Genomic DNA, 22,030 nt, shown 5'->3' on the forward strand with positions numbered 1-22,030 from the left:
TGTGTATATCCTCCTGACTGTATTTATCTCATCCGGAGCAGGGCATGGACGTCCAGGATCAGCGCCACCCGCCCGTCCCCGAGGATTGTCGCGCCCGCCGTTCCCTCAACCTTGCGGTAGTTGGCCTCAAGGCTCTTGATGACCACTTGGTGCTCGTCCAGGAGGGCGTCCACCAACAGCGCCGCCTTCTCTCCTTCCACATCCACCAGTACGGTGATTCCCTCTTCGGGCCGCGTGACCGATGTCTCCAGGCTGAAGAGTTCGTGGAGCGGCAGAAGGGGGAGGTATTCCCCCCGCACGTGGACGACGGTCCTGCCGTTGACCGACTTGATCTCCTCCGGCTTCGGCTGGAGGGATTCGATGATGGCGTTCAGGGGGATGATGAACTTCTCGCCCCCCACCGCCACGGAGAGGCCATCGAGGATCGCCAGGGTCAGGGGGAGGCTGATGGTGACGCGGGTTCCGGAGCCCGGCTCCGACGAGACCTGCACCCGTCCGCTCAGGGCCTGCACGTTCCGCAGCACCACGTCCATGCCGACCCCGCGGCCGGAGATGTCGGTCACGGTTTCGGCGGTGGAGAAGCCGGGGGCGAAGATCAGCTGCCAGACCTCCTCGTCGGTCATGGCGTCGCCGGTCGGGATGCCCCGTTCGGCCGCCTTGCGGAGAATCTTCTCCCGGCTGAGGCCGGCGCCGTCGTCCATGACATCGATGACGATCCGTCCCCCCACCTGGGAGGCCCGCAGCATTATGGCGCCGACGGGATCCTTCCCTGCGGCCATGCGCGCCTCGGGGGATTCGAGCCCGTGGTCGAGGCAGTTCCGCACCAGATGGGTGAGGGGATCGGCAATCTTCTCGATGAGCCCCTTGTCCAGTTCGGTGGTCTCCCCCACGGTGTGCAGCTCCACCTGCTTGCCGAGCTTGGCTGCCAGGTCGCGCACCAGGCGCGGGAAACGGCTGAAGACGATGCTGATGGGGACCAGCCGGATCGACATGACATTCTGCTGGAGATCGCGGGTGTTGCGCTCCAGTTGCAGGAGCCCCCGGTGAATGCTCTCGAAGAGGACCGGATCGAGCACTCCTGCCATCTGGGCCAGCATGGACTGGGTGATGACCAGTTCGCCCACCTGGTTGATGAGCTGGTCCACCTTGGTCACTCCCACACGGATTGACGACTCGATTTCGCCCCCCCGGCGGCCGAAGGCTCCGGGCGCCGTTTCATCGCGGTCGTAGGCGCGGCGCCCCATGGGGACGATGGCTCCCTCTGCCGGCGCGCTGGCGGGGGCAGGGATGTCTTCTTCTACGGGTGATGGCGCGGCGGTTGCCTGCTCGTCCCTGGTGCTGATCGTCAGCTGCTCCCGTTCGGCCACGAACTCGAAGATGTCCCGGATCTCCTCATCGGCGACGACCGTGTCGAGGGTGAAAATCCACCGGGCGTGGCAGACCTCGGGATCGAATGCCTCAAAGGGGGGGGCATCAGGGATCTCTGCCTTCACCGAGAGGTCCCCCAGCTGCGCCAGTTCGTTGAAGAGGTTTTCGAGCCGCACGCCCCGCTGGAAGATATCGTTGTCGGGGGAAAAGACGATCTCCAACCGTCGGAAGCCGGTCATGGGTTCGGTGGGCAGGACCTGGGGCGAAGGGGACTTTTCGGCAACTGCAGCAGTTCCTTCGATCTGGCCGCGAAGTCTGCGGCAGATATCCTCGATAACCGCCTGGTCAACAGGGCTGCCGTCCCCGTGCCCCGCCAGCTGCATGGCAATGGCGTCGCGGGCCTCCAGGAACAGGTCGATCATGGTGGCGGTCAGGCGGAGTTCGTTGCCGCGCACCTTGTCCAGGAGCGATTCAAGCTCGTGGGTTACCACGGTAAGGTCACTGAAGCCGAAAATGCCGGCCCCTCCCTTGATGGAGTGGGCCGCGCGGAACAGGGCGTTCAGTTCCTCACTGTCGGGGCTCTCCGGGTCGAGGGCCACGAGGATGTGCTCCATATCGGCCAGGTGCTCGGCGCATTCCTCGAAAAAGACGGCGTTGAAGCGATCGAGGTCGATGGAGGTGTTGTGGTGATCCGGGGCGGTCATGCGTGTCCTCTGGTGACGTCAAGCATCGTCTCGAATTCGTGGCCGAAGCCGAGGAGCTCGATGCTGCCGCGGAGTTCTGCCGGGATATTGGCCAGAACGGGAGAGAAGCCCAGGAGCCTCAGATGGCGCAGGAGTATCGTCAGGAGCTGGCAGCCGCAGGCATCGAACAGGGCGACCTCCGCCATGTCGATGACCGGCTGCACCTGCTGCGGATGCACTCCGGAAAGGGCGGCCAGGTGCTCCGTCAGGGGGAGGAGCTGCTGCGTGACGCCGGTCATGGACCAGTCGCCGGTCAGTCTTATGGTCAGCGTTCCCGGGGCGTTCTCTGGCATGGTGGGCCTCCTTGGCATTGTCGGCCGGCTGAAAAGAGTGCCGGTTTATACGATACGCATTGCAGCCGGAATGCCAGAGCGTACGAGAATAAAATTGAGCAATTACACTGTGTTGGGAGATGTGTTGGGGGGAAGGGGTGCGACGGAAGTTGCAGCTGGCGGGGTGATTGTTGGGGAAATAGGCGGTTGGCGCGGGTTTCCGGGGGATATGCGCCATTGGTTGCCGGTGCAACAAATGGCGCAGGGGTTATTCGTCGGCGGTTTTTCTGTTGAGGCGCTTGTTGAGGGCCTGGCGGGTTATCCCCAGATGGGCCGAGGCTATCCCCTGGTTGCCGTTGGCGATGCTCAGGGCATGGGCGATAAGGGCATCCTCCGCCTCCTTCAGGGTCGGCATGCGGCCGGCATTGCCGGACTCTTCCCTCAGTCCTTCAATGAAGGGAAGGGGAGATGTTTCAGCCGGGGAGCGAGGATTGCCGATCACCTCTCTGAAGCCGGCCAGGGAAAGCACCCCTTTTTCATGGCGGGCCATGGCGTCGAAAACCATGGCCCGCAACTCTCGAATGTTGCCCGGAAACGCGTAGGTGCCGAGGTAACAGGCGAGTTCCGGAGGGATCGTCGGTTTCTGCCGGGAGAGGGAGGCCGCGGCCTCATCGAAGAAGTGATCCACCAGGAGTGGGATATCCTCCCGCCGGTCGCGCAGGGGGGGGATCAGAACCTGATGGGCGCTCAGGCGGTAGTAGAGGTCTTTCCGGAAGCTTCCGTCCGCCATTATCGCTTTCAGGTCCCGGTTCGTGGCGACGACAACCCGGGCGGCGGCGTGGACCGGCGTGTCCGCACCCAGGGGGTAGTATTCCTGCTCCTGGAGGAGTCTGAGCAGCTTCACCTGGGATGACGGCTGCAGGTCGCCGATCTCGTCGAGGAAGAGGGTGCCGCCCGCTGCCTTGGCTATGAGACCCTCCCGCTGCCGGTCGGCACCGGTGAATGCCCCCTTGAGGTGGCCGAACAGGGTGTCGGAGAAGACCATGTCGTCAAGGCCGGCGATGTTGACCGCCACGAAGGGACCCCTACAGCCGCTGATGTTGTGAACGGTACGGGCGATAAGCTCCTTGCCGACCCCCGTCTCGCCGGTAATCAGAAGGGGCTGGTTACTGGGGGCAATCGCCTCCAGATACTGGAAGATGGAGTGCATCTTTCGACTGCGGGTGATGATCGGGGCGAAAGCTTCTTCGTTGTCGAGCCCGCCGGTGAGGATGTGGCTGCTCAGGGAATTCACCTGGGAGCGGAGCGAGTGCATCTCCAGCGCTCTCCTGACTGTTGCCAGGAGCCGCGGCGGTTCCATCGGCTTGACGAAATAGTCGAACGCACCTGCTTTCATGCACTCCACGGCCATTCCCACCTCGTTTGCGGCCGTGACCACGATGACCGGGATCTCAGGATGGTTCGCGGTGATCTCCTTCAGGAGCTCGTATCCCGGCAGGTGCGGCATGTAGAGGTCCAGGAGAACGAGGGCCACCTCCTGTCGGGCAAGGATTCCCATGACGTTGCGGCTGTCGCTTTCCGTCAGCACCGGGGGAAAGCCGGCGCTCCGCAACGTGATGCTGGTGGTGAAGAGGATTTCCTCCTCATCGTCCACCACCAGGATGGGAAAAGTCTGTTGATCAGGCATGGTTTCGTTCTCCGGCGGGATAGGCGAGCGGCAGGGTTACCGTGGCGGTGGTTCCCTTGCCGGGAGTCGATTCGAATGTCAGCGTGCCGTCGTGTTCTCTGATGATGGCTGCGGAGATGGAGAGTCCGAGACCGGTCCCTCCCTGTTCAAGCTTGGTGGAGAAGAAGGGCTCGGTGATCCGCTCCAGAACCTCCCACTGCATCCCTTCTCCCTCATCGCGTACGCTGATGGTGACCACCGAGGCAACGGGGTCGGCGGATGTGGAGACGGTGACCCCTGCGTCCTTGCCGGGAAGCGCCTGCAGGGCGTTCATGATCAGGTTGATGACCACCTGTTCTATCTGCTGAAATTTCCCCCGGGCCAGCGGGAGGCCTTCGGCCAGTTCCATGCGGAAATGGTCGGTGTAGCGGTGAATCTGGTAGCTGAGAATCATCTTTGCATTTTCAACGATGTTGTTGACGGCGATCGGCACGAAAGCCTTCGCGGTATCCTCCCGGGCGAAGTCCTTGAGGTTGTTGACGATGGCGCTGATGCGGCGCGAACCCTCCTTTACCCCGTGGAGAAGGCGGGGGAAGATTCGCTCTACCTCCGCGACGGGGAGGCCGCCGAGGATGAAATCACCATTTTCGGTGCGATGGCGGTCGAGGATCGGGACGGTGTCGCGCCAGAAACTTTCGATGAGCGATGCGTTCCCCTGGATGAAGGTGTTGGGGTTGTTTATCTCGTGGGCTATGCCGGAGACGAGGACGCCGAGGGAGGCCATCTTGTTGGTGTGGATAAGGTGGGCATGGGTGATCTGTGCCTCTTCCTCCATGCGGATCCTCTGGGTGAGGTCGCGGATGGAGCAGTAGACCACCTCCGTGTCCCGCAGCCGGATGATTTTGCCCCAGATCGAAGAGATGAGACGGGTTCCGTCGGACCTGACAACGCCGATGCGGTTAAGGTGGAAGGGGGTCGTATCATCGACGGGGGGGATGGCCGCGATGAACGGGTTGTAGTCGTCGGGCACGATGAACGACCAGGGGCCGAGCCAGTTGAGTGACTCCTTGTCGCGGCCGATCAGTGTCTCCGCGGCCCTGTTGGCATCGATGATGTCCAGGGTTTCCCGAGCCATCAGGATGATGGCGTCCTCATTCTGTTCGAAGATCTCCCGGAAGCGGGCTTCACTCTCACGCAGGGCCTCCTCGGCAAGGGTACTTACCGTAATGTCCTTGACGACCCCCTGCATCCGCACCGGAGCCCCTTCCGCATCGAACTCGACCTCTCCCTCTGCCCGGAGATGCCTGATCTCCCCGTCAGGGCAGATAATGCGATACGTTTTACCGTAGGGTGCCTGTTCGTGCAGAGTTGCATTGATGGTATCGTTTACGGCTTGCCGGTCGTCGGGATGGACCGCTTCCAGAAATGTTTCGTAGGTCATGTTGGGCTGGCCGGGGGGGATGCGGAATATCCGGAGAAGTTCATCGGAAAATTGAACAGAGTTGTTGAGAATATCCCATTCCCAGTTCCCCACATGGGCAATCTGCTGGGCCCTTGCGAGCCGGGCCTCGTTCTCCCGTAGCTTCAGTTCCGCCTCCCGCCGCTCCGAAATGTCCCGGGCGATGCCCGTGGTGCCGATGACCGTTCCCGCCTCGTCATAAATGGGCATCTTGATGGTTTCGATCCAGACTCCCTTTCCGTTGACGTCGGCGAGGGGCTCCTCGGTGCGGACCTGCTTGCCCGACGCTATGACCCGGGCGTCGTCCTCGCGATAGAGGGTGGCCAGGTCGCTGGGCCAGATGTCCAGGTCAGTCTTCCCCACCAGGTCGGCGGGGAGGGTGCCGCATGCCTGGGCAAACGCCGCGTTGACGGTGATGAATCTGCTTTCGATGTCCTTGAGCCAGACCAGGTCGGGAATGTTGTCGAGTATGGCCTGCTGCTGTAGGCGGATCATCCGTAGCGATTCCTCGGCCTTTTCCCATTCGGTAACGTCTCGCACCACCGCCTGAAGAACCGTGCGTCCCTGGATGGTCAACGCCTTCAGGGAAACCTCGGTGTCGACCAAGGTGCCGTCCTGTCTCCGGTGCTGCCAGGGGAAGATCCCGGCTTCCCCACCCAGGGTAGTGTTAAGCATGTGTCGGGCTTTTTCGGCGGAGGGGGTGCCGTCGGACTGCAGTTCCGGAGAGAAGTGAACAGGAGATCTCCCGATGATTTCATTGCGGCTGCTGCCAAACAGTCGACACAGCTGTTCGTTGCAGTCAAAAATAACGCCATCGAACAGGAGAATTCCCTCTGAGGAACTCTCGAAGAGGGTCCGGTACTTGGTTTCGTTGTCCTGAAGTGCCTCAAGGTGGCGTTTTCTGTCCCTGAGAACCACGAAGGCCAGAACCGTAAAGATAGTGGATATGACCGCTGCGCCGGCGATGACATTGACCTTATAGTGCTCGTACCGCGAATGGAATTCGTTCTTCCTGGCACCCACGTAGAGTACGCCGATGATTTCGCCCCGGCTGTTTCTGATGGGGTCGTAGGCGGTGAAATAGGGGATGCCGAAAATCAATGCCTCACCGCGAAAGGGTTTGTTGTGCCTGAAGATGGCGTCGTAGGCGGGTCCGTTCAACTTGGTACCGACGGCACGGGTCCCGTCTTCCCTGCGGATGTTGGTGGCAACCCGCGTATCACCCATGAAGACCGTCGCGGTGCCGCCAAAGATCGACTGGATCATGTCAGGGAGTTCGAAATTGCCGTTCAGGACATAGTCCCCCGCCATGAGCTTGCCGTCGACAATCCTGAAATCGGTCCCCTTGGCCCTGAGGAGCCTCCAGAAGGTCTGGATCCCCTGTTCCTGCTCCACCTTTGCCAGCCGTTCCGATTCATCGCGCATTGCCGCCAGGAAGAGGAACGTGGTGATCACGGTAGCGCCGATGACAAAGAGAATATTCAGCGCGATAACGTTTACTGTGATTTTTCGCATAAAGCGTTTGTTACAGGAATGTCCTCGATAACAGAGAATGGATGAAAACTGTGAAATGATTGCAAGAGGGATACCAAAGGAGAAGGGGCGATTCGGGGGGAGGGTACCCGCGTCGGCAGTTTAGCGGTACTGTTCCCTCATCAGGTCGGCAAAGGCGCGGGCCGCCGGGGAAAGCTCCCGCCCGTCCCGCTGCACAAGGTAGAAAGTGCGGGAAATCTTCAGCCCGTCGACTGGAATCTCCACGAGTTCGCCGCGTCCCAGTTCCTTTCTCACCGAGATTTCCGACAGAAACGATACTCCCAATCCGCTGGCCACGGCATGCTTGACCGCCTCGTTGCTCCCAAGGCTCGCCCGCACGGCAAGGGTGGCCGGCGCGACGCCGGCGCCGGCCAGGGCGTGCGCGATGGTCCGGGCCGTGCCGGAGCCCGGTTCGCGCATGATGAACTCCTGGCGGGCTAGGACGTCGATACCGACGGGTCCTCTGCCGGCCAGGGGGTGGGCGCTGCCGGCGATGAGCCTGATTTCGTCTCGCCCCAGGGGGGTGAAGGCGAACCCCTCGTCGTCGAAACGGCTCCCGATGATGCCGATCTCCACCTCTTCCCGCGCCACCTTGTCCAGAATCTCCCGGCTGTCCCCCTGGAGAAGCGTCAGGCGGACACCGGGATGCCGCGCAAGGAAGAGGGGCAGGATCTCCGGGATCATGTGGTCGCCCGGAATGTTGCTTCCCCCCACGCGAAGTTCCGCCTCTTCCACCCCCCGGAAGCGCCGCATGGCCGGCTCGATCTCGCGGGCGCCCGCCACCACCCTGCGGGCGTGCTCCAGAAGGAGCTTTCCCCCCTCGGTCAGGAGCGCCCCACGCCCCGTGCGGTCCAGGAGTTTTACCCCCAGTTCATTTTCCAGGGCCGCGATATGCTGGCTCACCGTCGATTGGGTAATGAACGTGGCCTCGGCTCCCCGGGAGAAGCTGCCGCTTTCGGCCACGGCAAGGAAAACTTCCAGCTGCTTGAGGTTCATGGGGGTTCTCCTGTTATCGGTATTTACGATATGAACTATTTAGTTTATCAAAATTATCAATTTGACCTTGTTCTGTCAAATACGCAATACTTTACCAGAATTCGCTATGACGCCTGATGAACTTCGGATGAAGGGGTTTTGGATGAAAATAATCGACTGCAGGAATATGGCCTGTCCCGCGCCGGTGGTTACCACCAAGCGGGCACTTGAGGAGGCGGGTGGCGAGACGGTGCAGGTCCTCGTGGACCCTGGAGCCCCCCGGGAGAACGTGATCCGCTTTGCCGAAAACCGCGGTTTTGCCGTCAGTGAAGTCGAGGCTGACAACGGTTTCGCCCTCACTATCACCTCGCCGGGGAGTGCCCCGGTCGAGCCGGTCCGGACCGTGGCGGGGAAGGGGGGCAAGACCGTAATGCTCGTGGCCTCCGACCGGCTCGGGGACGGCCCCGAGGAGCTGGGGCGGCTCCTCATGAAGAACTTCATCATCACCCTCCTTGACCTTGCGGAGCTTCCTGACCGGATGCTCTTCGTCAATACCGGGGTTCTTCTCACCACGGAAGGGTCCGAGGTGCTGGAGGCCCTGCAAAGCCTTGGTAATCGTGGGGTTGAGGTCCTCTCCTGCGGTGTCTGTCTCGACTTTTTCCACCGCAAGGAGAAGCTCGTGGCCGGATCGGTCACCAACATGTTCACCATTGCCGAGAGCCTCTTGGGGGCAGGGTCGGTGGTCAGATTATAGTAGTTGCAAGGGAGTAAACTGTGTTGAAACGATATGTTATGTCTGTGGCAATCCTTATGTCCGTTGCCGTATCTACCGCTTTCGGCGCGGCGAGCCGGGCCGGGGTCGTGACCGTCGATGTGGACCTGTCGGCCCAGGAAAAGGGGAAAGAGGTGAAACTCTGGCTCCCCTATCCGGTCAGCGACGCCAATCAGTCAATCACCGGCATCAGCGTCACGGGAGACTACGCCGAGTCCGGCGTTTACACCGACCGGGCCAACGGGACGCCCATCCTCTATACCCGGTGGAAGGACGACGCCACCAGCCGCAAGCTCTCCTTTACCTTTGCCGCCGAGCGGCAGGAGGTTGTCCGGCGTGCGTTCCCGAAGAAGGAGACGGCCTGGGATCCGGCCGACTACCGGCAGTACCTGGCCCCCACGAGCCTCGGCCCCACCAGCGGCGAGGTGAAGAAGCTGGCCGATTCCATAACCAAAGGGAAGCAGACGGTCTTGGAGAAAGCCCGGGCCATCTATGACTGGACCTGCGAGAACACCTATCGAGACCCCAATACCAAGGGGTGCGGCAAGGGTGACGTCTGCGCCCTGCTCCAGAAGCCGGGCGGGAAGTGCACTGACATCTCCTCGGTCTTCGTCGCCCTCTCCCGCGCGGCCGGCGTGCCGGCCCGTGAGATCTTCGGCATCCGCCTCGGCAAGAAGGCCCAGGAGGATATCACCGGATGGCAGCACTGCTGGGTCGAGTTCTATCTCCCCGGCTACGGGTGGGTGCCGGTGGACCCGGCAGACGTCCGCAAGGCGATACTGGTGGAGAACCTGAAGCTGGACGATGCGACGACAAAGGAATGCCGGGAGTATTTCTGGGGGGGGATCGACCCCTACCGCATCGCGCTGGCCGTGGGGCGCGACCTGGTCCTCAATCCGCCCCAGGATGGGCCGCCTCTGAACACCTTCGGCTATCCCTATGCCGAGGTAGGGGGGAAGGCGGTCGATTTTTACGATCCGCAGGGTTTCCGCTACTCGATCAGGTACAGAGAAAAATAGGAGGCGGCTCCATGCCGCCTCCTCACCACATGAAGGATCTGCTGGGGGGCTCCCGTGAGGGGGCCCCCTTTTTTTGCGCCAACGCTACTTCAGCGCGTCGGCGATGGAGTGGATTTCTTCCGGGGAGAGGGTGACGTGGAATCCCATGCCCCCTGCGTTACTGTCTATGGCGGACTGGATCATCTCCGCGGTGGCCCCCCTCAGGTTGGACATGGTGCCGTGGCAACCGGCACAGTTGCTGGTGTAGTAGAGCGATGCGCCATCCACGGGCATGGACCGCTGGGCCACTGTTTTCTTCGCGGTCTTGCGGACGGGCGACGGCTCGGGGAAATCGGCAGATCCCCTGAAGTCCTCGGTTGCGGCAGGGGTGCCGGCGGAAGATGTGTCGGAGAGTGTCTGGCCATGTCCCGTTGTGAGGCTGGCTCCGCCGGTACTTCCCGTGGCTGTTCCTGTTATGCAGATGACGCCATATGCCGCGAAGGCAATGGCCAGGGTCAGGATTTCCGTCAATGTGAAAGTTCTGAATTTCATGATGTCCTCCGTTGTTTCCGTGAATTCAGTTAATGTTTGTCGTTAAGGGAGATAGCCATGAAGTTTGATCTCTGTGAGATGTCATCACCTCCTTCCGCTGCCAGCCTGTCAAAATAAAAAGCCGGGTCGCCGCCTATCTGTGGTGTGATAGTTCGGCAACCCGGCTGTCTCGATGAGACCCTGTAGGCTTTCCGCCCCATCCTCGCGGATGGTTTAGTAGTATCGCTATCGCCTGAAGCTATTGCCGCGGCACAAGTCTGCGTCCACGGAAATTTTCAAGGCAATCCGGGAAAAACAAAAAAGCCGGGTCGCCGCCTATCTATTGTGATAGTTCGGCAACCCGGCTGTCTCGATGAGACCCTGTAGGCTTTCCGCCCCATCCTCGCGGATGGTTTAGTAGTATCGCTATCTTCAGCCAGATTCGCTGATGAAAGTGTTGCTATTGTGTAACCGATTTGTTTGTGTGTGTCAACTCTTATGTGAAACTTGTCGTGAACTGGTTACCGTTTAAGGCCCAGGACATAGGCAACGAGGGTTTCCACCTCGATTTCCTGGAGGTTGCCGAAAGCGGGCATGCCGCCGGGGCGTCCCTTGGTGATGGTCTCCTTGATCGCCTCGGGAGTGCGACCGTACTTGAAGTCGGCCTTCTGGAGAGAGGGGGCGCTCATCCCTTTACCCTCTTCGCCGTGGCAACCGGCGCACTGTTTCTTGAAGATGGCTTTCCCCATGGCCTGCGTCTGCTGGTCACTCATGGGGCCTCCCATGGTTGTCTGAGGGACCGCTCCCGTGGCCGGTTTTTCGGCCGGGGCCTGGACGGGCTTTTCCTGCTGCTTGCAGCCGGCGGCTGCCAGACAGCCGGCAAGGATAGCGACAACGATGATGCTCCTGTGTCCCGAACCCTTCAGTTTCGTCACAATGGATCTGTCATGCATGGTGCTCCCTCCGCTCTTTTGATGGGGATGTTTTAGGCGAGTATAATGAAGCGATTCTGTATGTCAAGGCACACGTCTCTCCAGCTCAGGGGATTCTCCGTACCTTCAGGATTCTGCCGAGCGCCACGGCCACCGGGAGTACTCCCCCCGAGAGGAGCGCCCCCATCTTGGCCGCACCCTCGATGTCGGGATCCACAAAGGCGACCCCCGCCACGAAGAGGGCTACGGTGAGCCCCATGCCGGCCACCAGCCCCGTCAACGCCAGTTCCTTGAACCCAACCCTGTCCGGGAGGGGGAAGCCGAGGGCCTTTCCCAGTGAGCCCATGGTTAAGATGCCTGCCGTCTTGCCGACCAGGAGCGCTGTCAGCACGAGCCAGGTGGCCGTTCCCACTGAGGAGAAGCGGACTCCCGCGTTGGCGAGGCCGAAGAGGAAGAGGCCGAAGTCGACGACGATCTTCCAGTCGTGCTCGAAACGGGCGAGGGGGGAGGTGTCGCGGGGATTTTCCTCGAACAGGTGCGCCGATTCCCGCGGAGGATGGGGGAGGAAGGGGATGATGAAGACGAGGGCCAGGGCCGGGTGGAGGTGGGCCTTGAACAGGCCGGTCCAGGAGAGCCCTCCCCCCACAAGTACATAGGGCCAGTAGCTCTTCGCCCTGGCGCCCCGCAGGATGTAGGCGGCCACGATGCCGGCCACCGTCAGGAAAAGCCACATCGGCTCGGTGGGGTGGACTGGATCGGGGTAGAAGACGGCGATGATGGCAAGCCCGATGGCGTCGTCAGCCACGGCCAGGAGCAGGAGGAACGATACCGCCGGGTGGCCGGCGCCAAAGACCAGCCGCGCCACGAGCCAGGCCAGGGCAATGTCGGTTGCGGTGGGGATTCCCCACCCCTTGGTCAGGGTCGGGTCACCGATGACGGCATTGAGACTCAGGTAGACGAGCACTGGGCCGATGACGCCGCCGAGGGTCGCCAGCAGAGGGTTGACGGCCTTGCGGGGCGGGTTCAGGTCCCCGCCGGGAAGGCAGCTCTGGGTGATCTCGGCGGCTGCGATCCCGAAAAAGAGCACCATGAAGAGTTCATTGACCAGGAAATGGAGGCTGACCCCCCCGAAAGAAGGCTGATGGATAAGGGCATCATACCCCCGGGGATCGAGGTTTGCCCAAGCGAGGGCTGTTATGACTCCGGCGATGAGGGGGACGGAGAACTCCCTCAGTAGATTGATCGGTTTTCTCATGCAATCCTGTTCCTGAGAGCCGGCGGTGCCGGGAGGGTAGGGGAGGAGCCCTGTCTCCGCGGCGACACCGCCGGCTGAGGTGCGACAAAATTTATGCTGCCTTATTGTAACGCCGTTCGGGCCATCGTGCCGGGAGGGGGGGGCTTGTCCCCGCAAGGTCCCGGACTTGGCGCACCAGCGACCGCAAGTCTACTACGGCTGTCGAGCCGGACACAAGGGGGCGTCTGCCGACGGAGAAGGCCGTTCCCCCCTGGCGCACCACCCAGCCGAGAGCCGTGGCATCGTTGGCGTCGCTGCCGGCGCATATGATTGCTCCCTCGTGCCTGAGAAGGTGGCAGAGGGCGCGCACGCCGAATTCCATGGTGATTTCGGGGAGAAAGAGGGCTTCCACCATGTCGGGGTACCGATAGAGGGCGCCGCGCCCGTCGCGGCAGGCTTCCTGGAGCCGGTCATCGAGGGTCCGCTTTGTCTTTGGTGCCGCGCCGGCGACATGGAAGACGGCAGACCAGCGGCGGTCCTCGAAGGTTACCCCCGGCAGTTCGGCAAGGTCCCGCAGCACCGGCAGGAGGATGTCCCGCTTTTCCATGAGGAGATCCTTGGGCCGGCCGGAAAGGGTCATGGAGTCCCCGCCGGGGATGTGCCATTCAGTCCCGCATCCCCCCCCGAGAAAAACTCCCGGTATGGCGACCCGGGAGACGAGGTCTTCAAGGGAGCGGCTGGAGAGGACCGCAACCCGTTCGCCGGGGGTGCCGGCGAGTTCCTCCAAAAGTTGGCGGGTGAGCCGGTGCAGGCGGGCCCTGGTCCGGTCGGTCCCCGCTGTCGTCAGTACACCATCAAAAGAAAATATCCAGAGTCTTTGTGACGAATCGTTCACCTTCAAGGTTACACCTCCCTGCGCGCCGTGGCGTCAGGCAACCGGGCGCGGCAGTTGCCCGGCTATCGCCATGGGATGGCGGCAGCCGGATCCGTGAGGGCCGTGGTCACGGCACAGTGGCACCGTGATTCCGGCCGGATCACCGTTCAGGGTTCAGTGACAGCAGAGAGGAGGTGCGGCAGTGTTTGCGCCAAGCAGTCATGGACGTGACGAGATCGTCCGTCACCGGTCATTGCGCGCTGCACGCACCCCTTCATCAGCAGTGGTTTTGAGGTGGGACGAAGAGATCGTAGAAGACCTGGGGCGGCGCCCGGAACGGCTCGAAAGGATGGAGATTCTCCACCGGCGGCGCATAGGCCGGCATGACAAGGGGGGCGATACAGGAAGGGTTGAAGTCGCCGTGGAACGCCTCGGATGCGGGGCCTCCCGACTCTCCCCCGTCGGAATCGGCGGTGATGCATCCGCAGTTCGCGTGTTTGGAGGGGGTCTGATCCTTCAGGTGAAGGGAGAGCGCAAGGCCGAAGCCGGACGTGGAGAGGAGCAGAAGGATCACAACCAGGGCCGCGGCGAGGACTCTATGGGAAAGGATAACGGTTTTCATGGCGTTCATTGTGAGGCGCCGAGGCGCAGTAATTGTTCAAAAGATAGGAAGTTCGGGTACGGCTGTCAAGGTCTTTCGAGGAATATGCCCCTTTCCCGCCATGCCCTGTTTCACCCCTCAAGCATCGCCCGGGCCGCGGCCAACTCCTTCCGTTTCGCCTCGTCCACCTCGGGGTAGGCGAGTTGCAGCCCGTCGAGGGCCTCGATGATGCCTCCCGCCACCACCAGGCGGCTGAACCACTTGTTGTCCGCCGGCACCACATACCAGGGGGCGTATTCAGTGGCGGTGTGACGGATCATATCCTCGTAGGCGTCCATGTATTTGTCCCAGTGCCGGCGCTCCTGGGCATCGGCCACCGAGAATTTCCAGTTCTTGTCCGGATTGTCGAGCCGCTCCAGGAAGCGCTTCTTCTGCTCCCCCCGCGACACGTTGAGAAAAAATTTGCGGATGGCGATGCCGTTGCGGGTCAGGTAGCGCTCGTAGGCGTTGATGTCCTCGTAACGCTCCTTCCAGATATCTTTCGTCACCAGTTGCGGCGGGAGCTTCTGCTTTTCGAGGAGTTCCCGGTGGACCCTGACGACCAGGACCTCTTCGTAGTAGGAACGGTTGAAAATGCCGATCCGCCCCCGCTCGGGGAGGCACTTGCCGCTCCGCCAGAGGAAGTCGTGATCCAGTTCCTCCGCTGAAGGGGCCTTGAAGTTGAAAACCTGGCATCCCTGGGGGTTGACACCGGACATGACGTGCTTGATGGCGCCGTCTTTCCCGGCCGCATCCATGGCCTGGAAGATGAGGAGGAGTCCCCACCGGTCCTGGGCATAGAGCATCTCCTGCATCTCCGCAAGAATTTCGACCCCCTGCTGGAGGAACTCGGCGGACCGGTCCTTGATCCCCTCCTCGTGCTTGAGCCCGAGAGTCTCGTTGGGGTCGTGGTCCTTGAGCCTGAACTTCTTACCCTCTTCCACCCGAAAGCTCTTGGCAAAGGATTTGGCTTTTTTGATCGTCTCGCTCATGGTTTGGCTCCTCGTTGGCCCCACTGGGGCGATTCCCGACCTATCCATACTACCACGGGCGCTCCCTGCTTCAACCTGCCCGGCTGCCATGAAACGCTGGACAGAGAGGCTGGGGGAGGGGTACTATCCCACGTTGTTGCGCATCACCTGAAGAAAGGAACCCCCCCCGTGAAAACCCCGCTGATCGCCTTGGCCTGCATGGCTTTGGTTCTTGTCTGTTCACCAACGTCGCGCGCCGACGACGAAGTGCTCCCCCAGCCGTCTCCTCCCCTCTGCGAAGAGACGCTCAAGCGCCAGGATGAGGCCCTTGCTGCCCTCAAGGCGGAACAGTCCCGGCTGGAGCAGAAGATCCGGGATATGGAGTGCGCCCCGGTCGTTTCCAGCGATGAGCTCCTGGCGAGAAATCTCCACCATCTCCAGAGCCTGGCGGCCAATACTCGCGCCCAGCGCCAGACCATGACCGACTTCAGGACCTTCGTCACCTGGATGAGCTCAAGCCTTGCGGGATACGAGAAGTACATCCAGGCCGGCTCGGTGGTGGCCGGAGCCGCCAAGGTTCTCCCCATCCCCTACGCGGGGCAGGCGTCGATGCTGACCAAGTTCGTCTCCCAGGGGGTCCTCTCCCTCAATGCCGCCTCGGGTTCCATTGCCACGTACCTGAAAATCTCCGACCAGTACCTGGCCCTGGCCGGCGGCATCGACCCGAAACGCCCCGATCCCGCCCGGGTCTCCGCCGCTGTCCGCTTTGCCGACGGGGAATTCCTGCGGTCCATGACCGATGTCCAGGCCAAGCTGCGGACCTCCGCCGACATCTCCGCCTCCACCCTGTCGTTCCTGAAGACCCTGGACAGCTATGTGGGAGGGAGTGACGAATACTGGGCCAGGACCAAGGCCTTCATCACCCGCAACGACGCCTACAAGAAAGACAAAAGCTATCTGGCCTCGAGCATCGAGGGGCTCACGAGCCAGGCCGGAGCGTTCAATAACAGGCTCACCCTCTTCGAGGAAACGGCACGCAAGGATCTGCCGATCATCAAGAACCTGGTGGCCTACGACGAACTGGCGCGGGAGATCGATGCCCGGGCGCGGCAGAAGCGCGAGGCCATGGCAGCGGCGGTGAAGCCGTAGCGGCTGTGCGGTGACGGCGCTGGTATCGGAAAGGGCGGGGGATAATCCCCGCCCTTTCCTGTTTTCATGGGTCGAATGGGCTGTGCCATCGACGGGGTTTACAGGGTCAGCATGAAGGCCAGGAGGTCCTTCTTCTCCTCGTCGGTGAGCTTGACGCCGGTAACCAGATTGAAGAACTCGATGGTGTCCGCAAGGGTCAGGAGCCTCCCGTCATGCAGGTACGGGGGGGATTCCTTGATGCCGCGGAGGGGGAATGTCTTGATGGGGCCGTCGGCGCTTGCCAGCCTGCCGTTCATGGTCTCCGGCCTGTAGAAGCGCTCTGTCCGCAGGTTGTGCATCAGGTTGTCGGTGTAGTAGGGGGCGGGGTGGCACTCGGCACAGCGGGCCTTGCCGAAGAATATCTCCTGGCCCCGCAGTTCGGCCTCGCCGGCCTTTTCCGGGTCGAGCTTGCCGAAGACCGTCAGTTTGGGAGCCGGCGGGAAATCGAGGATATTCTGGAATTCGGCCATGAAGTGGACCTGGCTGCCTCGCTCCAGGATGTTCACCCCCTTCTTGGTGGCGATCACCGGGTCGCCGTCGAAGTAGGCGGCCCGCTGTTCGAATTCGGTGAAGTCCTCGACGCTCTTCATCGCCCGCTGGGAGCCGAACAGCCGTTGGATATTGACTCCCCGCAGGGGGGGCGTGTCAAGACGGTGACGCAGTTCCTGGGGCCGGATGTCCCCCACCAGGTGGGTCGAGGCATTGGTGTGGCCGTTGGCGTGACAGTCGAAGCAGGCAACCCCCAGGCTCGGCTCGGCCGAGCGGCGGTCAGTGGTGGCGTTGAACTGCTGCTGGGGGAAGGGGGTGAGAAGCAGCCGCAGCCCCTCCAGTTGCTTCGGGTTGAGAATGCCGTTGAAGAGCTCGAAGAAGTTCTGGGTGGTCACCAGCTTCCCCTGGGAGACGTCCCCCAGGTCGGGGCGGGTGGTCAGGTAGATGGGAGCCGGAAATTCGGGAAGGAAGTGGTCGGGGATGTCGAAGTCGAGATCGAAGCGGGTCAGGTCTCTGGCGGTCTGTTTTTTGACTTCATCGATGTGAAACTTGGGGAAGACCATCCCCCCCTCGGGATGATTGGGGTGGGGGAGCGGCAAGAACCCCTTGGGGAACAGTCCCTTCTCCCTGATGGTTTCCGGGGACATGGCCGCAAGCTGCTGCCAGGTTGTCCCCGCGGGAAGCTTGACCCGCACCCCCTCCTGCACCCCCTTGCCCCGGGACATGGTAACCCCCTGCATCGCTTTGTCAGCCAGATCGTACCGCATCCCGAGGAGGTCCATCTGGCGCTTCATCACGGCAGTCTTCTGCTTCTCCATGGTTTCCTTGACGGTCGAAAATGCTTCGGTGCCTGCGACCGGCGCATAGCTCGTCTTGCCGACAATCCGTTCTTCAGCCAGGGTGACCGTGGCGCTTGCCAAGGCAACCGCTCCTGCCAACAGGACCATTCTCCGTGTGCTTGGTCGGTTCTTTCCATCCATGGTGAACTCTCCTTTCGCTCTGAGGTGGCATCGGCGACGTTGCGCCGACTTTCGACACCGTCCTGTTTGATGTTTCCCGATCTTTCTGGAGGGGCCGAGACAAATGGGGGGGGGATTAGTGGGAAGTGAATGGAATGTGCATTGAATTACAGGTGCTTATAGATAAATACCCCATAAAGAGCCCTTGTCAATTGCCGGAGGTGGGAGACGGTGTTCGTGGCCACAAAAGATGGGAACCGGATTTGCAGATAGAATGCTGGGAATGAATAATTCGGCAGAGGCATCGACCGGTGCGGCTGTAGTCGTAGAGGATGGAGGGTGAAACCATGGCAAGAATGTCAGTCGATATGATGACGGTGCTTCACAAGTGTGCCGAGATCGAGCTCAAGAGCATGGAACTGTATGATCTCTATGCCGACTGTTTCACGCACGATCTGGATGTTGCCCGGATGTGGCGCCGGGCCGCCCGCGAGGAGGAGGACCACGCCAACCAGTTCCGGCTTGCTTTGAAGATGAGGGACGGAGTCATAAGGGAGGTAAACCTTGACCCCTGCCGGGTTGAATACATCCTTAAGGAACTCCAGTTTGCCATCGACAGAGTGAAACTGAGTTGCCCCACGCTGGAGGAGGCCTTCCATTCGGCAATCAAGCTGGAGGAGGATCTGTCAGGGATGCATGTACAGTATGTGGTGGACTTCGAGGACGAGATGTGCAGAAAGTTTTTCAACGCCCTGATGATGGACGATAAGATCCATGTGAGCCGGCTCAGGGAGGCCTATGATCGACAAACAAAAACCCGCGACCGGTAAGGTGCGGGTAAGGGATAGGCAGATCGACACATTCAGGGCATAACAACTGTCAAAGGCGGAACGGAAACGTTCCGCCTTTTGTTTTGGCAACGCTAGTTGCCGAATTCCCGGGCCTGTTCCACGGAAGCGGAGCGTGCCTGGAGCAGGCTCTCGGCCCGTTGGGCCAGAAGCGATTCGATGAACATGAAGGTGAGGGTCATCATGCCGTAGGCGGTCATTACACCGGCCAGTCTTTCGTAGGCGGCCATTCCCGGGGCGCAGGTGATGACGGCGACCATGCCGATTGCTCCCGCGGCGCACATGCCGTGCCGCACGATCCATTGCCTTTGTTCGGCCACAAACCGGCGCAGCGCCTCCCCGTCGCTGTCCCGGAGGAACTCCCGGCACCGTTGCCAGTCGATCATCATGCGAGGTATGAGAATGGCTGCCACGGATACGGTTATGAATGCCATGACGGTATAGAGCGTTTCCATTGGGTCCTCCCTGAGAGTGGTCCGGAAGTTTTGTCTTTGTCAGGGAAAGAGCAAAAGCATTGCCGTCAATTGACTTAAAGATTCAGACGTGATGTGGTTGGAGGTTTGATGGCAACTTATTGAAAGTACGAGTATTTTATTATATTGAATTGTGAATTAATAATAATTTGAGTGTGTTATAAATGGTCTTTTGACGAAATTCGGTAGTGGCGGGGTGTGACTCACGACGGATGGGTGATTAATTAATCGAAAAAATAGATGGTTGCGACTGTTTTATCTCTTGGAGATAGTGACACGTTTTGGCGTGGTCGTGGCTGAAAAACGGTTATATGGCGAAGTGTCCGTTTTTTCCTTGGATGGCCGGGTGCGGCGGCAACAATTATTTTTCTCTTAGTCGGGGGAGCGGGAGATATTTCAGGGCGATATTGGGGGAGCCATCACGTTCTTACAGGAGCCCTGAAAGGAGCTTTGTCCCCATGACGATGAGGAGCAGGGCGAAGATCTTCTTGAGGCCTGATACGGGAAGGTTGTGGGCAAGGCGTGCGCCGAAGGGGGCAGTAATGACGCTCGCCAGGGCGATGCCGGCCAGGGCCGGGAGGTACACAAAACCGACGGACCAGGGGGGAAGGGACGTGACCACGAGGCCGTTCGCCATGTAGCCGGCAGCTCCGGCCAGGGCTATGGGGAAGCCAATGGCGGCCGAGGTGCCGATGGCATTGTGCATTGATATGTTGCACCAGACCATGAACGGGACCGACAGGCTCCCGCCGCCGATCCCCACGAGGCTGGAAACCGCTCCGATGACCCCCCCGACGCCGAGCATCCCTCCCGTGCCCGGCAGTTGGCGCGAGGGTTTGGGCCGGATGTTGAGGAGCATCTGGATTGCCACGTAGTAGAGGAAGACCACGAAGAAGACCTTGAGGGAGCGGGTCGACAGCTGTGCCGCCACCCAGCTCCCGGCCAGGGTGCCGGCGACGATGCCGGCGGAGATGCGGCGCACCACCCGCCACTCTACGGCTCCCCGGCCATGGTGGGCTCGCAGGCTCGACACCGAGGTGAAGATGATGGTGGCGAGGGAGGTCCCCAGCGCCAGGTGGGCGATGTAGGGAGCGGGAAGCCCCTGGGCGGTGAAGAGGAAGGTGAGGGCCGGCACGATGACGATTCCTCCCCCCACGCCGAGAAGCCCCGCCAGGACGCCGGCAAAGGCGCCGAGGGCCAGGTAGGCCAGCAGGAACATGGCTATCTTTCCCCCTTCTTGCCGTTTTTGCCGTTGTTCCGTTCAAATTCGGCTCTCAGTCGTTCCAGTCCCTTGCGGAAACTCTCGGCGTCGCCGTACTCGAAGAAGCGGCTGTAGCGGGTGTGGGGGGCCAGGATGCGCCGGGCGTGCTTGATGGGGCACCAGTACTGCTCCGTGCGGGCCGCCACCTCCCGCAGATAGGTGGCAAGGCCGTTAGCGTACGAGCAGTAAAAGCAGTTGAACTTTTCGATCACGTTCAGGTAGGGGAGGTCTTCTCGGTCGAAGACAAGGTAGTCGCGACGGCGCACCTTGGGGATGCCGTAGATGGGGAAGCAGATCGCCTGGTAAGTGGTGATGAAGAAGTCAAGGAGGAGAAACGGGATAAAGCCGGCGTAGATGATCGGTGCACTCAGGAGGGCCAGGGGTTGGGCTTCGGCGATGTAGCGGAGCGCCCCCGTCTTGAGCCGCCGCTGCTGTTCCACCACCTCCCGGGCAAAGCGGACCCGCTTCTCCTCGACGATGAGATGGAACTCCTCACGTTTTTTTTCGAATTCGGTTTCAAGTTCTTCTTCGAGAGCCTTGATCCGTTCGATGAGCTCGTTGATCCGGTAGTCCATGGGGGCTCCTTTGGGCTTGAAGGTGTTGTTATACCCGAAACCGCCCCGCTTGTCGCGAGGATTTGCCGAATCCGCGCGGTACCCCGGTGGACGACGATGCCCGGGCGGGTATACTTGCATCTAATGCATCAATCCTAATGCCATGCGCGGAGGGTAACACCATGATCGTCGGAGTGCCGCGGGAGATCAAGACCCACGAGTACCGGGTCGGCATGACGCCGGCCGGTATTGCAGAGTTGGCGCGGGGGGGACACACGGTTCTCGTGGAAACCGGAGCCGGAGAGGGGAGCGGTTTTGCCGACGGGGAATACCTGCGGGTTGGAGCCCGGGTCTGCGGCAGGGAAGAGGTCTTCGGCCCGGCGGAGCTCCTCGTGAAGGTGAAGGAGCCGCTTCCGTCCGAGTACGGCCTGCTGAGACAAGGGCAGGCCCTTTTCACCTACCTGCACCTGGCCCCCAACCGTCCCCTCGCGGAGCTGCTCCTGGAGAGGGGGGTCACGGGAATCGGTTACGAGACCTTCGAGAAGGGAGGGACGCTGCCGCTTCTGGCCCCCATGAGCGAGGTGGCGGGCCGCATGGCGCCGCTGGTGGGGGGATACCATCTCCAGCGGGTTCTCGGGGGGACGGGGGTCCTTCCCTCGGGGGTGCCGGGGGTGCCCGCCGCCCGCGCCCTCATCCTGGGGGCCGGCGTGGTGGGGAGCGGCGCTGCGAGGGTCTGCGCCGGCCTCGGCATGGAAACGGTGGTTATGAACCGGGGGATCGATCGGCTTCAGCGGCTCGACGAAATTCTGGCCGGAAGGGCCCGGACCGTGGCCCTGAACCGGGAGTCCCTGGCGGAGGAACTTTCGCGGGCAGACTTGGTGGTCGGCGCAGTGCTCGTGCCGGGGGGGCGGACCCCTCTTCTCATCGACCGGTCGGCCCTCGGCACTATGAAGCGCGGGTCAGTCATTGTCGACGTCTCCATCGACCAGGGGGGCTGCGCCGAGACGAGCCGCCCCACCACTCACGACGACCCGGTCTACATTGTGGACGGCGTCATCCACTATACCGTGGCGAACATGCCCGGCGCCTATCCTCGTACCTCGACCCTGGCCCTCACCAATGCAACGCTCCCCTGCGTGAAGGCCCTGGCCGACCGGGGAATCGAGGATGCGCTTCGGGCCGATCCGGCCCTGGCCGGCGCCCTCAATACCTGGCGCGGCGCCGTGGTCCACCGTGCCCTGGCCCAGGCGCTGGATCTGCCGTTTTCACTTTTTTCCTGACAAAGGGGGA

At 61.5% G+C, this 22,030-nt stretch carries 20 protein-coding genes and 2 riboswitches; of the genes, 5 read left to right on the plus strand and 15 right to left on the minus strand.

What is annotated here, in order from left to right; all coding sequences use genetic code 11:
• Positions 1 to 23: 23 nt before the first annotated feature.
• The 5 genes from GMET_RS05420 to GMET_RS05440 all read right to left on the minus strand — a co-directional run bounded on the left by GMET_RS05420 (position 24) and on the right by GMET_RS05440 (position 8,037).
• Complete coding sequence (locus GMET_RS05420) at positions 24 to 2,072, minus strand: chemotaxis protein CheW (protein ID WP_004513736.1); 2,049 nt, start codon at positions 2,070 to 2,072, stop codon at positions 24 to 26.
• Positions 2,069 to 2,404 (minus strand): STAS domain-containing protein, encoded by a 336-nt coding sequence (locus GMET_RS05425; RefSeq protein ID WP_004513737.1) that lies wholly within the window; start codon positions 2,402 to 2,404, stop codon positions 2,069 to 2,071. The genes GMET_RS05420 and GMET_RS05425 overlap by 4 nt, the downstream gene beginning before the upstream one ends.
• Before the next feature lie 247 nt (positions 2,405 to 2,651).
• Positions 2,652 to 4,070 (minus strand): sigma-54-dependent transcriptional regulator, encoded by a 1,419-nt coding sequence (locus GMET_RS05430; RefSeq protein ID WP_004513738.1) that lies wholly within the window; start codon positions 4,068 to 4,070, stop codon positions 2,652 to 2,654.
• Positions 4,063 to 7,023 (minus strand): PAS domain S-box protein, encoded by a 2,961-nt coding sequence (locus GMET_RS05435; protein WP_004513739.1) that lies wholly within the window; start codon positions 7,021 to 7,023, stop codon positions 4,063 to 4,065. Before GMET_RS05435 ends, GMET_RS05430 begins: the two co-directional genes overlap by 8 nt.
• Positions 7,024 to 7,143: 120 nt before the next feature.
• The gene (locus tag GMET_RS05440) at positions 7,144 to 8,037 is read right to left on the minus strand and encodes a selenium metabolism-associated LysR family transcriptional regulator (RefSeq protein ID WP_004513740.1); all 894 of its coding nucleotides are present in this window, start codon (positions 8,035 to 8,037) and stop codon (positions 7,144 to 7,146) included.
• Between the two features lie 142 nt (positions 8,038 to 8,179).
• On the opposite strand from GMET_RS05440, the gene yedF reads away from it, so the two are divergent.
• Both yedF and GMET_RS05450 read left to right on the plus strand, forming a co-directional pair.
• Positions 8,180 to 8,770: a sulfurtransferase-like selenium metabolism protein YedF gene (gene yedF / locus GMET_RS05445; RefSeq protein WP_004513741.1), complete on the plus strand. Its 591-nt coding sequence runs from the start codon at positions 8,180 to 8,182 to the stop codon at positions 8,768 to 8,770.
• A 38-nt stretch (positions 8,771 to 8,808) separates the two neighbouring features.
• Positions 8,809 to 9,807 (plus strand): transglutaminase domain-containing protein, encoded by a 999-nt coding sequence (locus GMET_RS05450; RefSeq protein ID WP_238378980.1) that lies wholly within the window; start codon positions 8,809 to 8,811, stop codon positions 9,805 to 9,807.
• An 84-nt stretch (positions 9,808 to 9,891) separates the two neighbouring features.
• Here GMET_RS05450 and GMET_RS05455 read toward each other — a convergent pair whose 3' ends face one another.
• The 6 genes from GMET_RS05455 to GMET_RS05480 form a co-directional block, all read right to left on the minus strand.
• A complete protein-coding gene (locus GMET_RS05455) occupies positions 9,892 to 10,338 on the minus strand; it encodes a c-type cytochrome (protein ID WP_004513743.1) in 447 nt (148 codons plus the stop codon).
• A 151-nt stretch (positions 10,339 to 10,489) separates the two neighbouring features.
• Positions 10,490 to 10,566: riboswitch (cyclic di-GMP riboswitch) on the minus strand.
• 103 nt (positions 10,567 to 10,669) lie between these two features.
• Positions 10,670 to 10,746, minus strand: a riboswitch (cyclic di-GMP riboswitch).
• 92 nt (positions 10,747 to 10,838) lie between these two features.
• Positions 10,839 to 11,270, minus strand: a complete 432-nt coding sequence (locus GMET_RS05460) for a c-type cytochrome (protein WP_004513744.1) — start codon at positions 11,268 to 11,270, stop codon at positions 10,839 to 10,841.
• Positions 11,271 to 11,355: 85 nt separating this feature from the next.
• Positions 11,356 to 12,504, minus strand: a complete 1,149-nt coding sequence (locus tag GMET_RS05465; RefSeq protein ID WP_011365771.1) for a Na+/H+ antiporter NhaA — start codon at positions 12,502 to 12,504, stop codon at positions 11,356 to 11,358.
• 91 nt (positions 12,505 to 12,595) lie between these two features.
• A complete protein-coding gene (locus GMET_RS05470) occupies positions 12,596 to 13,378 on the minus strand; it encodes a trehalose-phosphatase (protein WP_011365772.1) in 783 nt (260 codons plus the stop codon).
• A gap of 256 nt (positions 13,379 to 13,634) precedes the next feature.
• Positions 13,635 to 13,979, minus strand: coding sequence for a hypothetical protein (locus GMET_RS05475; RefSeq protein ID WP_238378981.1), 345 nt, complete (start codon positions 13,977 to 13,979; stop codon positions 13,635 to 13,637).
• Positions 13,980 to 14,089: 110 nt separating this feature from the next.
• Positions 14,090 to 14,989 (minus strand): polyphosphate kinase 2 family protein, encoded by a 900-nt coding sequence (locus GMET_RS05480; protein WP_004513748.1) that lies wholly within the window; start codon positions 14,987 to 14,989, stop codon positions 14,090 to 14,092.
• Positions 14,990 to 15,157: 168 nt separating this feature from the next.
• On the opposite strand from GMET_RS05480, the gene GMET_RS05485 reads away from it, so the two are divergent.
• Positions 15,158 to 16,117 (plus strand): hypothetical protein, encoded by a 960-nt coding sequence (locus tag GMET_RS05485; protein ID WP_004513749.1) that lies wholly within the window; start codon positions 15,158 to 15,160, stop codon positions 16,115 to 16,117.
• 98 nt (positions 16,118 to 16,215) lie between these two features.
• Here GMET_RS05485 and GMET_RS05490 read toward each other — a convergent pair whose 3' ends face one another.
• Complete coding sequence (locus tag GMET_RS05490; RefSeq protein WP_238379016.1) at positions 16,216 to 17,592, minus strand: cytochrome B6; 1,377 nt, start codon at positions 17,590 to 17,592, stop codon at positions 16,216 to 16,218.
• Between the two features lie 359 nt (positions 17,593 to 17,951).
• On the opposite strand from GMET_RS05490, the gene GMET_RS05495 reads away from it, so the two are divergent.
• Positions 17,952 to 18,434 (plus strand): ferritin family protein, encoded by a 483-nt coding sequence (locus tag GMET_RS05495; protein WP_004513751.1) that lies wholly within the window; start codon positions 17,952 to 17,954, stop codon positions 18,432 to 18,434.
• A 92-nt stretch (positions 18,435 to 18,526) separates the two neighbouring features.
• On the opposite strand, the gene GMET_RS05500 is transcribed toward GMET_RS05495, so the two are convergent.
• The 3 genes from GMET_RS05500 to GMET_RS05510 form a co-directional block, all read right to left on the minus strand.
• On the minus strand, positions 18,527 to 18,907 hold the full coding sequence (locus GMET_RS05500; RefSeq protein WP_004513752.1) for a hypothetical protein: 381 nt from the start codon (positions 18,905 to 18,907) through the stop codon (positions 18,527 to 18,529).
• A 445-nt stretch (positions 18,908 to 19,352) separates the two neighbouring features.
• Positions 19,353 to 20,144 (minus strand): sulfite exporter TauE/SafE family protein, encoded by a 792-nt coding sequence (locus GMET_RS05505; protein WP_004513753.1) that lies wholly within the window; start codon positions 20,142 to 20,144, stop codon positions 19,353 to 19,355.
• A gap of 2 nt (positions 20,145 to 20,146) precedes the next feature.
• Entirely contained in the window at positions 20,147 to 20,761 is a 615-nt protein-coding gene (locus GMET_RS05510; protein WP_004513754.1) for a hypothetical protein, read from the minus strand.
• 161 nt (positions 20,762 to 20,922) lie between these two features.
• On the opposite strand from GMET_RS05510, the gene ald reads away from it, so the two are divergent.
• Positions 20,923 to 22,020 carry an alanine dehydrogenase gene (ald, locus tag GMET_RS05515; protein WP_004513755.1) on the plus strand — a complete coding sequence of 366 codons (1,098 nt, stop codon included), beginning with the start codon at positions 20,923 to 20,925 and terminating at the stop codon, positions 22,018 to 22,020.
• Positions 22,021 to 22,030: the final 10 nt, after the last annotated feature.

Source organism: Geobacter metallireducens GS-15 (assembly GCF_000012925.1).
GTDB classification, from domain to species: Bacteria; Desulfobacterota; Desulfuromonadia; order Geobacterales; family Geobacteraceae; genus Geobacter; species Geobacter metallireducens.